This is a genomic window from Streptosporangium sp. NPDC001681 (assembly GCF_040298085.1).
GTDB lineage: Bacteria > Actinomycetota > Actinomycetes > Streptosporangiales > Streptosporangiaceae > Streptosporangium.
The window spans coordinates 51860-64535 of the sequence record NZ_JBEOZN010000002.1 but is presented as its reverse complement, the minus strand read 5'-3'; the positions used below and the strand labels follow the sequence as shown (position 1 = coordinate 64535).

At 67.2% G+C, this 12676-nt stretch carries 16 protein-coding genes and 1 tRNA gene; 4 read left to right on the top strand and 13 right to left on the bottom strand.

The window, feature by feature from the left end:
* Nucleotides 1–13: 13 nt before the first annotated feature.
* From ABT130_RS01200 to ABT130_RS01170, 7 genes are all read right to left on the bottom strand, one after another.
* Nucleotides 14–412 carry a DUF4395 domain-containing protein gene (locus ABT130_RS01200; protein WP_350911164.1) on the bottom strand — a complete coding sequence of 133 codons (399 nt, stop codon included), beginning with the start codon at nucleotides 410–412 and terminating at the stop codon, nucleotides 14–16.
* A 63-nt stretch (nucleotides 413–475) separates the two neighbouring features.
* A complete protein-coding gene (locus ABT130_RS01195) occupies nucleotides 476–559 on the bottom strand; it encodes a putative leader peptide (protein WP_350911956.1) in 84 nt (27 codons plus the stop codon).
* A 91-nt stretch (nucleotides 560–650) separates the two neighbouring features.
* Nucleotides 651–1067, bottom strand: a complete 417-nt coding sequence (locus tag ABT130_RS01190; RefSeq protein WP_433372241.1) for a TlpA family protein disulfide reductase — start codon at nucleotides 1065–1067, stop codon at nucleotides 651–653.
* A 123-nt stretch (nucleotides 1068–1190) separates the two neighbouring features.
* Nucleotides 1191–1997, bottom strand: a complete 807-nt coding sequence (locus tag ABT130_RS01185; RefSeq protein ID WP_350951831.1) for an anti-sigma factor family protein — start codon at nucleotides 1995–1997, stop codon at nucleotides 1191–1193.
* Entirely contained in the window at nucleotides 1994–2506 is a 513-nt protein-coding gene (locus tag ABT130_RS01180) for a sigma-70 family RNA polymerase sigma factor (RefSeq protein ID WP_030924537.1), read from the bottom strand. The genes ABT130_RS01185 and ABT130_RS01180 overlap by 4 nt, the downstream gene beginning before the upstream one ends.
* A 48-nt stretch (nucleotides 2507–2554) precedes the next feature.
* Complete coding sequence (locus ABT130_RS01175) at nucleotides 2555–3235, bottom strand: LmeA family phospholipid-binding protein (RefSeq protein WP_350951829.1); 681 nt, start codon at nucleotides 3233–3235, stop codon at nucleotides 2555–2557.
* Nucleotides 3236–3331: 96 nt separating this feature from the next.
* Complete coding sequence (locus tag ABT130_RS01170) at nucleotides 3332–3583, bottom strand: MoaD/ThiS family protein (RefSeq protein WP_350951827.1); 252 nt, start codon at nucleotides 3581–3583, stop codon at nucleotides 3332–3334.
* A 206-nt stretch (nucleotides 3584–3789) separates the two neighbouring features.
* On the opposite strand from ABT130_RS01170, the gene ABT130_RS01165 reads away from it, so the two are divergent.
* A complete protein-coding gene (locus ABT130_RS01165) occupies nucleotides 3790–4503 on the top strand; it encodes a response regulator transcription factor (RefSeq protein WP_350911156.1) in 714 nt (237 codons plus the stop codon).
* Nucleotides 4504–4699: 196 nt separating this feature from the next.
* On the opposite strand, the gene ABT130_RS01160 is transcribed toward ABT130_RS01165, so the two are convergent.
* Complete coding sequence (locus ABT130_RS01160) at nucleotides 4700–6496, bottom strand: bifunctional metallophosphatase/5'-nucleotidase (protein WP_350951825.1); 1797 nt, start codon at nucleotides 6494–6496, stop codon at nucleotides 4700–4702.
* A 131-nt stretch (nucleotides 6497–6627) separates the two neighbouring features.
* On the opposite strand from ABT130_RS01160, the gene mshD reads away from it, so the two are divergent.
* On the top strand, nucleotides 6628–7560 hold the full coding sequence (gene mshD / locus ABT130_RS01155; RefSeq protein WP_350951823.1) for a mycothiol synthase: 933 nt from the start codon (nucleotides 6628–6630) through the stop codon (nucleotides 7558–7560).
* Between the two features lie 52 nt (nucleotides 7561–7612).
* Here mshD and ABT130_RS01150 read toward each other — a convergent pair whose 3' ends face one another.
* The 3 genes from ABT130_RS01150 to dcd all read right to left on the bottom strand — a co-directional run bounded on the left by ABT130_RS01150 (nucleotide 7613) and on the right by dcd (nucleotide 10378).
* Nucleotides 7613–8617, bottom strand: a complete 1005-nt coding sequence (locus tag ABT130_RS01150) for an inorganic phosphate transporter (protein WP_350911150.1) — start codon at nucleotides 8615–8617, stop codon at nucleotides 7613–7615.
* Entirely contained in the window at nucleotides 8618–9235 is a 618-nt protein-coding gene (locus tag ABT130_RS01145) for a DUF47 domain-containing protein (RefSeq protein WP_030924556.1), read from the bottom strand.
* Between the two features lie 567 nt (nucleotides 9236–9802).
* Nucleotides 9803–10378, bottom strand: coding sequence for a dCTP deaminase (dcd, locus tag ABT130_RS01140; protein WP_350911147.1), 576 nt, complete (start codon nucleotides 10376–10378; stop codon nucleotides 9803–9805).
* Nucleotides 10379–10497: 119 nt separating this feature from the next.
* Here dcd and ABT130_RS01135 point away from each other — a divergent pair.
* A tRNA-Gly gene (locus ABT130_RS01135) sits at nucleotides 10498–10571 on the top strand.
* Nucleotides 10572–10651: 80 nt separating this feature from the next.
* On the opposite strand, the gene ABT130_RS01130 is transcribed toward ABT130_RS01135, so the two are convergent.
* A complete protein-coding gene (locus tag ABT130_RS01130) occupies nucleotides 10652–11113 on the bottom strand; it encodes a tyrosine-type recombinase/integrase (protein WP_451935100.1) in 462 nt (153 codons plus the stop codon).
* Nucleotides 11114–11272: 159 nt separating this feature from the next.
* On the opposite strand from ABT130_RS01130, the gene ABT130_RS01125 reads away from it, so the two are divergent.
* Nucleotides 11273–11692, top strand: coding sequence for a hypothetical protein (locus ABT130_RS01125; protein ID WP_350951821.1), 420 nt, complete (start codon nucleotides 11273–11275; stop codon nucleotides 11690–11692).
* Here ABT130_RS01125 and ABT130_RS01120 read toward each other — a convergent pair.
* The gene (locus ABT130_RS01120; RefSeq protein WP_350951819.1) at nucleotides 11637–12452 is read right to left on the bottom strand and encodes a GntR family transcriptional regulator; all 816 of its coding nucleotides are present in this window, start codon (nucleotides 12450–12452) and stop codon (nucleotides 11637–11639) included. The genes ABT130_RS01125 and ABT130_RS01120 overlap by 56 nt on opposite strands.
* Between the last annotated feature and the right edge of the window lie 224 nt (nucleotides 12453–12676).

Here is a 12676-nt window from a genome sequence, read left to right as displayed (position 1 = left end):
TGATCCTCCAGGATCATCGTGCGGCGGGTAGTAGGCGGCGAATGATCAAAAACATCTCGCAGCCGAGACAGAAGCCGAAAGCGGCGTTGAGAAATCCGGCGAAAAGTGCCGCCGCGGTGGCCCCGAGGGCCAGCGGCGTGATCTGTGCGACGTATCCGACCAAGCCCACCAGGGCGAAGGTGAGGCCGACTCCCTGCGCGAAGCGCGGCGGGCCGGCGTCCTCCAACTCCTTCGGAGGGCTTTTCACTATCCCTTTGAAAACCATCCCGTACGGCGAGAGGCCGAGAGTGCCCAGTGCGAACGCCACGGCCTGTGCGGCCAGCAGCCACGCACTGCCCGTCACGAGGACGAGCGCGAGCACGACTGTTGTGACGGCCGCGGTGAAGCGGAGAGCTCGGGGATCAGCTTGCATCGCTTGATGCTCCTGAAGGGTTGTGCAGATCGGTGCGGCTCGACGGCCGCTTGAGATCGCCCTTTAGGAAATACGACAGAGCGCGGTGGTCACGCGGCAGAAATCAACCGCGCGCCGCTTTGTGAGCAGCTCTGTCGTGGGGTTCATGTCCACGACAGTACCCCGGCGTCCCGCCATCTGTCACATCCCTGTCCAATTTCTGAGACGTGATCATTTGAGGAACGATAGGGTGACCCGTTCATCCGTCGATCACCAGACCTAGAGCGCCGATCACGTCGGCCTTCCTGGGCTGGCCGGATGCGCGCCGCACCACCCGCCCTGACGCGTCGAGGACGAGGACGGTGGGGGTGCGCAGAATGTTCAGCGACCGGACCAGATCGAGGTGGGACTCCGCGTCGATCTCCACGTGCGCGACGCCGGGCACCATCCCCGCCACCTCGTCGAGGATCCGCCGGGTCGCCCGGCACGGCTGGCAGAAGGAACTGGAGAACTGCACCAGCGTGGCCCGCTCCCCCAGCTCCGCGTGGATGTCGCCGGACGTGAGCCGCTCCACCTCGCCCCTCACCTCTCGCGCCACGCCGTTCCGCCGCCGCGCCACCACGCCCACAAGCGTGGCGAGGGCGAGAGTGACGACCACCACCGTCAATCCGGTCACGGAACACGACAACAGGCGGGCGCTCCGAGCCATTCCCGCGCCGCTCGGCTATCCGGCGCCGTTTCCGCACCCGGAACGCCCCCGCACCGAACGCCCTCGCCTGCCGCGCGGCGCCGGACAGGCTCAGGGGACATCTACCGTGAGCAGCACCCGTCCTTCGGCGGTGGCGATCTCGAACGACGTGATGCGCTCCGGTGGGATCGTCGTGGTGGCCGTGAAGGCGCCCGACTTGTCATAGGCGGCCCGGTTGACGGTCCAGTTGCCCGCCGTCTCCCTGACACCACCGTCCCCGATCACGTCCAGCCGGCAGCGCGTGCCCTTGGCCACGCCGGTGAGCACGACCTTGACCGTGGTCGCCCCCTGCCCGGCGGACGCGGTCACCACCGCGCGGATCGTGCCGTACCCCCCGGTGACCCGCAGGTCGCTCGGGGCGAGCAGGAGCTGCGAGTCGGCGCTGGGCGCGGGGGCGGAAGAGGCCTTGGCTCTGGCGTCGGGCTCGGAGGCCGAGGCCGAGAGAGGCTCGGCATACTCCTGGGCGCTCCGGTCCGCCGCCGACGACTCGGGCGCGGCGGACCCGGCGACCGTCATGACGTCCCTCGGAGACTGGATGACGGCCCAGAAGGTCCCGCCACCGAGCCCGACCACCAGGACCGAGGCCGCCAGGAGGAGCATCAGCCGGGTGATGCGACGCCGCTTGACCTTGGCGCTGAGCAGCCGCTCCAGCACCGCCGTGGGCGGGCTCGCCACCTGCGCCACATCGTCCTCGGACACCCTGCCGAGGAACGTCGCCACCCCGCTCAGCTCGGCGAGCTCCGCCGCGCACTCCGCGCACTCGGCGAGATGGGTCTCGACGAGCACGCGCTCGTCCGGCTCCAGGGCTCCGAGCACGTAGACCCCGAGCGACATCCGTACTTCGTCACAGGTCATCATGGCGCGAGCCCCCGCTCCTCCAGCGCCAGCTTGAGCGCCCGAAGCGCGTAATACGTGCGCGACTTAACCGTTCCGGCGGGGATACCGAGCGACGCGGCCGCCTCCGCGACGGATTTCCCCTGGTAGTAGACCTCGGCCAGCACCTCGCGGTGCTCGGGCCGCAGCGCGGCCAGCGCCTCGGCGACCGCCCACGACTCCACCGCCCGCTCCAGCTCGTCATCGGCGGGCACCACGGCGAGCGCCTCGTCGCCCGTCTCCGGCGGGCGCGCCTTACGTGCCCGGTGCTGGTCGACGACGAGATTGCGGGCCACCGTGAACAGCCACGCGCGGATGGAGCGGCCGGCGAACGCGTTCGGATGGCGCCAGGCCCGCAACAGCGTCTCCTGCACGACATCCTCCGCTCTCCCCGAGTCGCCCGTCAGCCGCAGCGCGTAACCGTAGAGTGGCCCGCCGTGCTCGTCGAAGAGCGCTCTGACAAGCTGCTCGTCGGCGGTTCCGGCTTGACTCACATCCCCACGACGTACGGCGGGACGATCCGGTTCAGACACGGGGCACGTTCAGCCTCTCAGCGGCACATCGGAGGCCTCACCCGAGATGCGCAGGCCCTCGGGCGCGACCTTGATGTCGGTCAGCTTGACGTCGTACGGCAGCTTCCCGATCGGGATCCGGAAGTTGATGAACCGCTCGGGATCGGGCACCGGGATGCCGCCGCCCAGGGTCACCTTCCCGGGGACGAGTTTCAGGCCGCCCTCGACGATCTCGACCTTCAGCGCCGCCTTCACCGGCACCTTCTGCCCCAGCACGGTGATCTCCCCGCTGACGTTGAGCGCGTCGCCCACGACGTCGACTTTGATCCCGCGGGGCGCCCGCTGGCTGAGCGTCTTCACCGGGACGACCACCGACCCCACCACGCGCTCGGCGCGCATGTCGACCTGCTGGGGGCGGAGCACCAGGTCCGCAAGCGGCGCGGTGACACCGTAAAGGGTGAAGTCCACGCTCGACAGCGCGACACCCGAGACGGTCATCGCGCCCGCGGCGACCTTGACCTCCTCGTAGCGCCCGGCGATCGCCTGGGTCAGGAAGGGGATGCCCTCGATGGTGACCTCTGGCGGGGACTCCAGGTCGTACTTGGCCATCGCCTGCGTGGCGATCTCACGCTGGACTCCGGCGACGGCGACCCTGTCCAGGATCGCGACGAGAGCGAGCAGCAGGACCAGAAAAGCGATCAGCTTGCGCATCCGACTCCCTGTTCATTCTCCGGCCCGAGGGGGGCCCGTTCGCGTGCCCTCCCCCTGCAATCCTGTACGAAACGCCGTGCCGGCGATAGCACCCGATCAACCCCCCGCGAAGGGCGGGAGCACCTCCACCGTCGCCCCCTCGGCCAGGACTATCGTCTCGTGCGCCCGTCTGCCCACCGGATCCCCGTTGACCAGGAACGACGACCGCTTCAGCACGCGGGCCAGCTCTTCACGGCCCGGTGTGATTTTCGTCATCAGCTCGGCAAGGGTCTCGGCCTCGAAAGGCTCCTCCGCGATGCCCGCCGCGTCCTTGGCCGCGGCCCAATATCTGACAGTGCCCGTCGCCACCTGTGAATCAACTCCTCGAACACACACAGGGTTACCACATCATTACGGCGAATCCACTCGGAGAACCGGTGTTCACCAGGTGGACCTTCACTGGACGCTTACTCCTCGTGGGTTATCCTCACGTACTACGGGACCTGGGCAACGTAGCCCCCGGGTCCTTACGTGTTTGTACGGCTATCGCCGACATGACGCGGGAAGGAGGCATTGTGAGCAATCTCCTACTGCTTACCAACGCCCTTGAGCCCTCGACTGAGGTGCTCCCGGCGCTGGGGCTGTTGTTGCACTCGGTACGTGTCGTGCCCGCGGAGGCGTCCGCCCTGCTCGACGCCCCGCCCGCCGACGCGATCCTGGTGGACGCACGCCGCGAGCTCGTCCAGGCCAAGAGCCTGTGCAGGCTGCTCCGCACCACGGGCGTTTCCTGCCCTCTGGTGGTGATCGTCACCGAGGGCGGCCTCGCCGGGCTGACCGCGGAATGGGGTGCCGACGACGTCATTCTCGACAGCGCCGGTCCCGCCGAGGTCGAGGCACGGCTCAGGATGGCCGTGGGCAGGCTCAACCTGGCCGCCGCCGAGGAGGTGCCGGACGAGATCCGCAACGGTGACCTGTCGATCGACGAGGCCACCTACACCGCCCGGCTCCGCGGCCGCGCGCTGGATCTGACCTTCAAGGAGTTCGAGCTCCTGAAATACCTGGCACAGCACCCGGGCAGGGTCTTCACCCGCGCCCAGCTCCTCCAGGAGGTCTGGGGATACGACTACTTCGGCGGCACCCGTACCGTGGACGTCCACGTCCGGCGGCTCCGCGCCAAGCTCGGCGCCGAGTACGAGGCACTGATCGGAACGGTCCGCAACGTCGGTTACCGGTTCGTCCCCGAGCGCGGCAACGAGGCCGTCGAGGAGCGCGAGCCCGCCCACCAGTAGGGCGAGCGGTTCCCACCCCGCGGCGATCGGCACTGGCCGCTCTCCAAGGTGCCAGGTCAGCCGCCGACCGGTGAGTTCGCGCGTCCGCGGTCGTACCGGTGCCTGCGCGCCCTGTGGGCACGGGTTCCCGGCATCACGCCAGACCCACCGGAGGTGTCCGGCAGGTCTGACGCGCGCGTCGTGCCTTTCGCCCCGGTTACGGAGCGACCGTGATGTGGTTGGGAACCGGGGGCGTGATCAACGGGTTCGCCGCGAAGTGGGCGGCGAAGGCGTCGATGTCGAGCGGGCCGCTCCACAGGTCGGTGCCACCGGTGAAGGCGGCGAACGCGTCACCGCCACCGACGAGGAAGTTGTTGGCCGCGACCCTGATCGTCTGGGTGTCCGTCACGTCGACACCGTCGATCTTCATGGCGGAGATCTTCGAACCCCACGGCGCGCTCGCGCTGTAGGTGTAGGTGAAGTTCGACGAGGGCTGCAGGATCTTGGTGAACGCCTGGGCGTTGGGGCCGCCGGTGAACTGCTGCTCCAGAACGGTCTTGAGCTGCGCACCGGTGAGCGTGATCACCTGCATGAGGTTGTTGAACGGCTGGACCGTGAACGCCTCGCCGTACGTCACCACCCCGTCGCCCTCACCGGCGGGCGAGCCCGCGTAGGTGAGGCTGGCCCGCACGCCGCCCGGGTTCATCAGGGCGATCTGGGCGTTGCCGCCGGTCCTGGTCGCGGCGAGCTGGCCGTCGGCGATCAGGTTGCCCAGCGAGGACTCGCCGGACGCGGACGCGGCGTTGGTGATGTCCGCGGTGATCTTGCCGATCGGCCGGTTGGCCACCGGCGCGACGCGGTCCTTCCAGGTCTGGACGAACGCGCTGATCTCCGGGTCGGGGGTGACGGTCCTGGTCACGACCTGGTTGTCGGCCACGACAGAGGAGCGCACGACGTCGCGGGTCTTGACGTCCACCTGGAAGTCGACCTTGGTGATGACCCGGCCGAAGGAACCACCCTGGCTGTAGAGGCGGCTGGCGCCCTTGGGGTCGGCCACCGTGCACAGGTAGGCCTGGTGGGAGTGGCCACTGAGGATCATGTCGATCTCGGCGTCGACCTGCGTGGCGATCCGGTTGCCCGCGCCCGGCTGGGCGCTGCAGCTGTCGGGCGACTGGCCCGCGGTGACCTGGTCACCCTCGTGGACGAGCACGACCTGGGCCTTGACTCCAACGATCTTGAGAAGCTTGGACGCGACGTTCGCGGCCTTCACCTCGTCGATGAAGTCGAGGTCCTTGATGCCCTCCGAGGTGACGATGCTCGGGGTACTCCCGGTGACCAGGCCGATGAACCCGATCGGCACGCCGTTCATCCAGCGGATCGCGACCGGGGGCAGGGCCGGGATGCCGTAGTCCTTGAGCAGAGCGCGCAGCGAGGAGGCGTTCGTCCCGCCCAGGGCGTCCAGCGCCTGCTTCTCCGCGCCCTGCGCCGGCCGCTTGAAGACGACGTTCGCGCCGAGGTAGCTGTAGGCCGCGCCCTTCCACTTGCCCGCGGGCGAGCAGCCGTCCACCGGGTGGCAGCCGCCGTTCATGATCCGCCTGAGCTCGGCGTACCCCTCGTCGAACTCGTGGTTGCCCACGGCGGAGGCGGTGACGCCGATCTTGCCGAGGAACTCCACCGACGGCTCGTCGTGGTAGGCCGCGGAGATCAGCGGGGTCGCGCCGATCAGGTCGCCCTGGGCGACCTTCAGCGTGTTCTTGTCGGACAGCTGCTTGAGGTGGGTGGCGACGTAAGCGGCGCCACCCGCGTCGACTGTGGCGCCGGTCTCGTCGACCATGCGGCCGGAGGAACCGGTCGGCGGCTCAAGGTTGCCGTGGAAATCGTTGAGGGAGAGCAGGCGGACCGGCACCGTCTTGGCGGGCTTGTTGCCCGCCTCGGCCGGCCCCATCGCAAGCGTGACACCGGCCCCGGCGAGCACGCACGCCATGGTCAGCCGCAGGAAGGAACGAGACATCATGGTCCACGACACTAAGGGGACTATCTGTGCAAGGAATGTCCGAGAGATAACGATTCACCCGACCGGTAGCTGGCGGCTTTTGCCAGTCCCCGGTGCTCTCCCAGGACGTGTACCCGCCTAGAGTCCAGAACATGAATGTGCGTGTTGAACACCGGGGACTACTCGGCGAACAAGAGGTGTCCGAGGTCCTTGCGGTGGTGGATGCGGCCACGAAGGCCGACGGGGTCCGGCCACTCAACGAACATGTCATGCTGCACCTGCGCTACGGCGGCGACGAGCGGGCCGGAGCCGTGCTCCTGTACGCCGGGGACGACCTCGCGGGCTACGCCCACCTGGACCCGACGGACCCCGTCGAGGGGCCCAGCGGGGAGCTGGTCGTCCACCCGGCGTTCCGCGGACGGGGATACGGACGGCGGCTGCTGCGGGCCGTGCTCGACCGCGCCGGCGGGCACCTGCGGCTGTGGGCGCACGGCGGACACCCGGCGGCCGATGCCCTCGCCCTGTCGGAGGGGTTCGAAAGGGCGAGGTCGCTGTGGCAGATGCGCCGCCCCCTCACCGCCGACATCGGTGGCTTCGACCTCCCCGAGGGCGTACGGCTCCGCACCTTCGAGCCCGGCACCTCAGACCGGGAGGCCTGGCTCGCCCTCAACGCCAAGGCCTTCGCCGACCACCCCGAGCAGGGCGCGTGGACGCTTGACGACCTCAAGCTGCGCGAGCGGGAGCCCTGGTTCGACCCGGCCGGGTTCTTCCTCGCCGTACGGCCCGGCGGTCCCGAGGGCCGCGACCGGCTGGTGGGCTTCCACTGGACCAAGGTGCACGGCGACGGCGACCACGCGCACGAGCCGATCGGCGAGGTCTACGTCGTCGGCGTCGACCCCGCCGAGCAGGGCGGCGGCCTGGGCAGGTCACTGACCCTGGCGGGCCTGGCCCACCTGCGCTCGCGAGGCCTGACCAACGTGATGCTGTACGTCGACGAGAGCAACTCCGCAGCGATCCGCCTGTACCAGGGGCTGGGTTTCACCCGGTGGGACGTCGACGTGATGTACCGGAAGGGCAGTGCCTGACGGACCTGAAGTGGACCAGGTCCCCCCCGAGGGATCTGGTCCACCTGGAGTACTACTCGATCATCCAGTGGAGCGCGAAGTAGGACAGCGCGGCGACCAACGCGGCGGCCGGGATCGTGAGAACCCAGGCGGTCACGATGTTGCCCGCGACGCCCCAGCGCACGGCGGAAAGGCGCTTGGTGGCGCCGACGCCCATGATCGCGCTGGTGATCGTGTGGGTGGTCGAGATGGGGGCACCGAAGCCGATGGCCGCGGTGTAGAGCACCGTCGCCGCGGCCGTCTCCGCGGCGAATCCCTGCGGGGGGTCGAGCGCGATGATCCGGCGGCCGAGCGTCCGCATGATCCGCCAGCCTCCCGCGTACGTGCCGAGCGAGATGGCCGTGGCGGCGGCGAGGATGACCCACTGCGGGATCGGGTCGCCGTCATGCTGGTAGCCGCCGACCACGAGGGCCAGGAAGATGACGCCCATGGTCTTCTGCGCGTCCTGGAGACCGTGCCCCAGCGCCATCGCCGCCGCGGAGACGGTCTGCGCGTGCCGGAAGCCCCGGTTGGTCTTCGACGGCTGGGAGCGCCGGAAGCCCCACAGAATGCCGATCATGATGAGCCCGGCGAGGGTGAAGCCGATCACCGGAGACAGGATCATCGGGATGACGACCTTCTCCAGCACCCCGTCCCAGTGGACGTTGCTCGCCGAGGCGAGCGCGGCGCCGACCAGACCGCCGATCAGCGCGTGACTGCTGGAGGAGGGCAGGCCGAAGTACCAGGTGATGAGGTTCCAGGTGATCGCGCCGATCAGGCCCGAGCCGACGATGACGAGACCGTGGGTTCCCTGTGGAGCGTCGATGATGCCTTTGCCGACGGTCGCGGCCACCTGCGTGCCGAGGTGCGCACCCAGGAAGTTCATGGCCGCGGCCATGAAGAGCGCGGCCCTCGGCGTCAGCGCGCGCGTTGAGACGGAGGTCGCGATCGCGTTCGCGGCGTCGTGGAAGCCGTTGGTGTAGTCGAACACCAACGCTACGACCACCACGCCGATGACGAGTGCGAGCGTGAGATCCACTTAGCTTTCCTTGACCGCGATCGACTCGATCGTGTTGGCCACGTGCTCGAAGGCGTCGGCGGCCATCTCGAGCTGATCGATGACCTCCTTCATCTTGAGGACGGTCAACGCGTCGTACTCCCCGCCGAAGAGCTTGGCGAGAAGGCGGCGGTAGACCTGGTCGGCCTGGTTCTCAAGCCGGTTGATCTCGATCCAGTACTCGTTGAGGTTCTTCATCGAGCGCAGCCGCGGCATGGCCTCGGCGGTGAGCTCGGCGGCACGTTCCAGAACCTCGACCTGCCGGACCACCTCTTTGGGAAGGTGGTCGATCTGGTAGAGGACGATGAGGTCGGCGGCCGCCTCCATGTAGTCCATCACGTCGTCGAGGTTCGAGGCGAGACGGTAGATGTCCTCGCGGTCGAAGGGGGTGATGAAGCTCTCGTTGAGCCGGTTCATGATCGCGTGAGTACGCTCGTCACCGGCGTGCTCACATGCGCGCATCTTCTCGGCCAGAGCTTCCCTGTCCGATCCGTCACTGATGATCTCTACCAGCAGACGGGACGCTGTGACGAGGTTGTTCGCCGAGTCTGCGAACAAGTCGTAGTAGCTGTCCTCACTTGGTGTGAGACGGAGGCGCACGTCGTTCTCCAGATGTGCGGGGATGGTCCGCAGAGAAGGGTACGGGTTACCAGCGGAAATGCGAACTTCACCCGCTAGACACGCACTCTTCCCGATGTCGCTACCCGGCGCATACCCGGCGACACACAGCTTGAGGCAGCCTTGAGGGCATCTTTCCGCTGACCGTTTTGCTGGTTTTCGGCCACAGTATGACGAAGACAGGCCAAGTATGGGACTTCTCTACCCCTGAACGCCATCCGGCACCTTCCTCGTACTTCCCTCGGAAACCCCCGCGTCCGGTGCCCTTCCCGCCCGGTTCACCAAGGTCGCCAGGGCTCGTCGGCCTCCCGCGAAAAGTCAGGGTGATTTCCATCACGATCGCCCGTCAACCCGTATTTTGCCTGCTCACGGCAGCCCTGCTCGCGGACCCGTTCCCGCGGCCTCTCGCCCCTCGGAGTCCCCGGGCGCCCCCCTTCTTCGGAGGGTTCACTCCGCCACGACAACCCGCCCCGGCGTGAAAGTTCACTTTGAATTCACCGTCAGTTCATCTTTGGCGGAGAATCCTCCTCCGGGACCTGATCCCGGACCTCAGATCGGCGTCCGGTGGAAGTTGAGGTACGAACGGCTCGGCGTCGGTCCCCGCTGCCCCTGGTAGCGGGATCCGTACTTCTCCGAACCGTAGGGATACTCGGCCGGCGAGCTGAGCCTGAACATGCAGAGCTGGCCGATCTTCATTCCGGGCCAGAGCTTGATCGGCAACGTCGCGACGTTGGAGAGCTCAAGCGTGACGTGCCCGCTGAAGCCCGGGTCGATGAACCCGGCCGTGGAGTGGGTCAGCAGACCGAGCCTGCCCAGCGAGCTCTTCCCCTCCAGCCGCGAGGCGATGTCGTCCGGCAGTGTGACGACCTCGTACGTGCTCGCCAGCACGAACTCCCCCGGGTGCAGGATGAACGGCTCGTCCTTGTCGGGCTCGACCATCCGCGTCAGGTCCGGCTGCTCGACAGCCGGATCGATGTGCGGGTACCGGTGGTTCTCGAAGACCCTGAAGTAGCGGTCCAGGCATACGTCGACACTGGACGGCTGGATCATCTCCGGCTGAAAGGGATCGATCCTCACCCTCCCCGCCTCGATCTCGGCAACGATGTCACGATCGGAAAGCAGCACGTGAGGCAACCTACCAACGCCACGCCTTCCCGGGAGCGTCGGCATAGACCCCGATCCCGCTTCCCACAGTGGACGAGAGCCACCCAACTTCCGCTACAGTGGTGGGGCGGCACACCGCTGCGGGTGTAGTTCAATGGCAGAACATCAGCTTCCCAAGCTGACAGCGCGGGTTCGATTCCCGTCACCCGCTCCACACACAAAGGCCCAGGTCAGGATGCGAATCCGAATCGGGGCCTTAGTTGTTTCCGGAGCGCTTTCGATCTTCCGTGCCCGTTACGTGCCCGATGCCGGTGGATCTTCTTTCCTGAGAGCGGCTTCGGCGAGCTTTCCCATGCCGTCGGCGATCATCTGATCCCGCCCGTTCTCGGTGTGCAGATAGATCAGCGCGGCCCGCGTGGTCGAGTGCCCCATCCGGTTCATCAACTCCCGCAGCGTCGCCCCCGACCGCGAGGCGAACGTGTTGCCCGTATGGCGAAGGTCGTGGAAGTGGACGCCGGAGAGGTTCGCCCCCTTCAGAGCCTTGGCCCAGATCCGGCTGAAGGCCGGCCGCCGCAGCATCGCGCCCTTCGCGCCGAGGAAGACGAACGCCTCGTCATGCTCGTCGGTGTACGTGTCGAGGTGCACGCGAAGCTCCGAGACCACCACCTCGGGAAGAGCGACCGTCCGCGTACCGGCCACGCACTTGGGCAGGCCGACGGTTACCGATCCGTCCTTGAGTTCGGTGGTGGAGGCCATGACCCGGACCGTCCGGGCATCCAGGTTAGAGACCTCACTTGATAGGTCAAGTGCCTAAGTAGACCTGGAGGGTGAGACGAAGGAGCCGATGTGGAAGATCCCGATTTGGCGTAGGCCTAGCTGCCGCTGGCCTTACGGTTCGACCTTGTGAGACGAAGTATGCGGATCCTCCTGGCGGCTGTGCTCGTGTTCACGCCGATTGCCCTGGTGTTCGTCTTGGTCATGAAGCCTGTCTGGCGGGACAACGCCCGTCTCGAAGCCTTCTACGAGCGTGTCCTCGACTACCCTCTTCCGCCACGTACTAGAGATGTCTTCCTGATGGATCGCGATGTGACCTTCGGGAAGAATCTGAGCGGGGGGAGCGGGTCTTACTGTGACTATCGCGTCAGGATCACGCTCCAAACAGCACTGACGCCACAGGAGATCCATCACCACTACGACAACGCATCAATCGCGGGAGCCGAGGCAAAGGCGAGGGTCTCCCTGTACTTCGAAGATGAGGGGTCCCTTGGCGGCCGTCGAGTCATCGTCGAGGCGTACGACTCCCATAACTGGGACGGGGATTGGCGCTGCTACTAGCGCGCAACAAATCGCTGCCCCGTGTACAGAGGCTGCTGGCTTCCCACACGATCGGGTAGGCGTCCTCCAACTCATGCCGGTCAGCCGGGAGCAGGACCTCTACTACGGCCAGAGCCGCGCCTGTGGCGTCCCGGACCGCGCCGTAGACGGCCAGCATCGGCGTGTTCTTCGGCATGCCGAGCCGCTTGGCCTCATCCGTCGTGGGCATGCGCGCGGTGATCTGCTCCACTACGTGGTCGAACCGCACGCCCTTGCGGGACTGGAAGTGCTCGCGAAGTCCCTGCGAGAGTGGTTCGGCGCTGGTCAAATCGGTGCCCTCGGACAGTTCCACTGGCACCCACAGCGAGACCATCTCGGTCGGCTCTCCATCCCGGCTGACCAGTCGCCGGCGCAGGAACGCCTTGCTTTTTGGTGTGAGGCCGAGAAGGGAGACAACACGGTTGGGGGCGGGAAGTGCCGCCGCCTCAATCACCTCGCCCTGCGATGCACTCTCCGGAGCGATCAGGTACGCCTGCCCGGGGCGAGGCTGTTCCATCGAGGTCATCGCCGGACGACCACGCACGAAGCGTCCCTTGCCCTGCTGAGAATCGATCCAGCCCTGTTCGCGCAGCACACGCAGTGCCGCGGCCACTGTGGGTCGGGAGACGCCGAACTCGTTGATGAGCTGGTTCTCACTGGGCAGGAGTGCGCCCGGAGGGTAGTCCCCCGACTCGATACGCCGTTGAAGTGCCTGCACAAGCTGGGCGTACTTCGGAGGCACGGACTCTAGTGACATTACGACCGTCCATCACCCGACAGGTTGTTTTACCAAGTCGGAGCGCAACCTGGCTTTCCCTCGCCTGCCACGTCACCGGCAGGCAAAGGGAACAAGGGCAAAGAAGATCCTGGCAGGCGGAGAGAGGGAAGAAGGACGCCGCGGTTGCATGGGGTGGGCCGCGCGCCGCTCTACTGCCTGCCGGGATGTTGAAGAGCGCGACGGAGCAG

Coding starts and splice junctions, on each gene's coding strand:
- ABT130_RS01200 (WP_350911164.1), bottom strand. CDS start 412: ATGCAAGCTGATCCCCGAGCTCTCCGCTTCACCGCGGCCGTCACAACA.
- ABT130_RS01195 (WP_350911956.1), bottom strand. CDS start 559: ATGAACCCCACGACAGAGCTGCTCACAAAGCGGCGCGCGGTTGATTTC.
- ABT130_RS01185 (WP_350951831.1), bottom strand. CDS start 1,997: ATGATGACCTGTGACGAAGTACGGATGTCGCTCGGGGTCTACGTGCTC.
- ABT130_RS01175 (WP_350951829.1), bottom strand. CDS start 3,235: ATGCGCAAGCTGATCGCTTTTCTGGTCCTGCTGCTCGCTCTCGTCGCG.
- ABT130_RS01160 (WP_350951825.1), bottom strand. CDS start 6,496: ATGATGTCTCGTTCCTTCCTGCGGCTGACCATGGCGTGCGTGCTCGCC.
- mshD (WP_350951823.1), top strand. CDS start 6,628: ATGAATGTGCGTGTTGAACACCGGGGACTACTCGGCGAACAAGAGGTG.
- ABT130_RS01130 (WP_451935100.1), bottom strand. CDS start 11,113: ATGGCCTCCACCACCGAACTCAAGGACGGATCGGTAACCGTCGGCCTG.
- ABT130_RS01125 (WP_350951821.1), top strand. CDS start 11,273: ATGCGGATCCTCCTGGCGGCTGTGCTCGTGTTCACGCCGATTGCCCTG.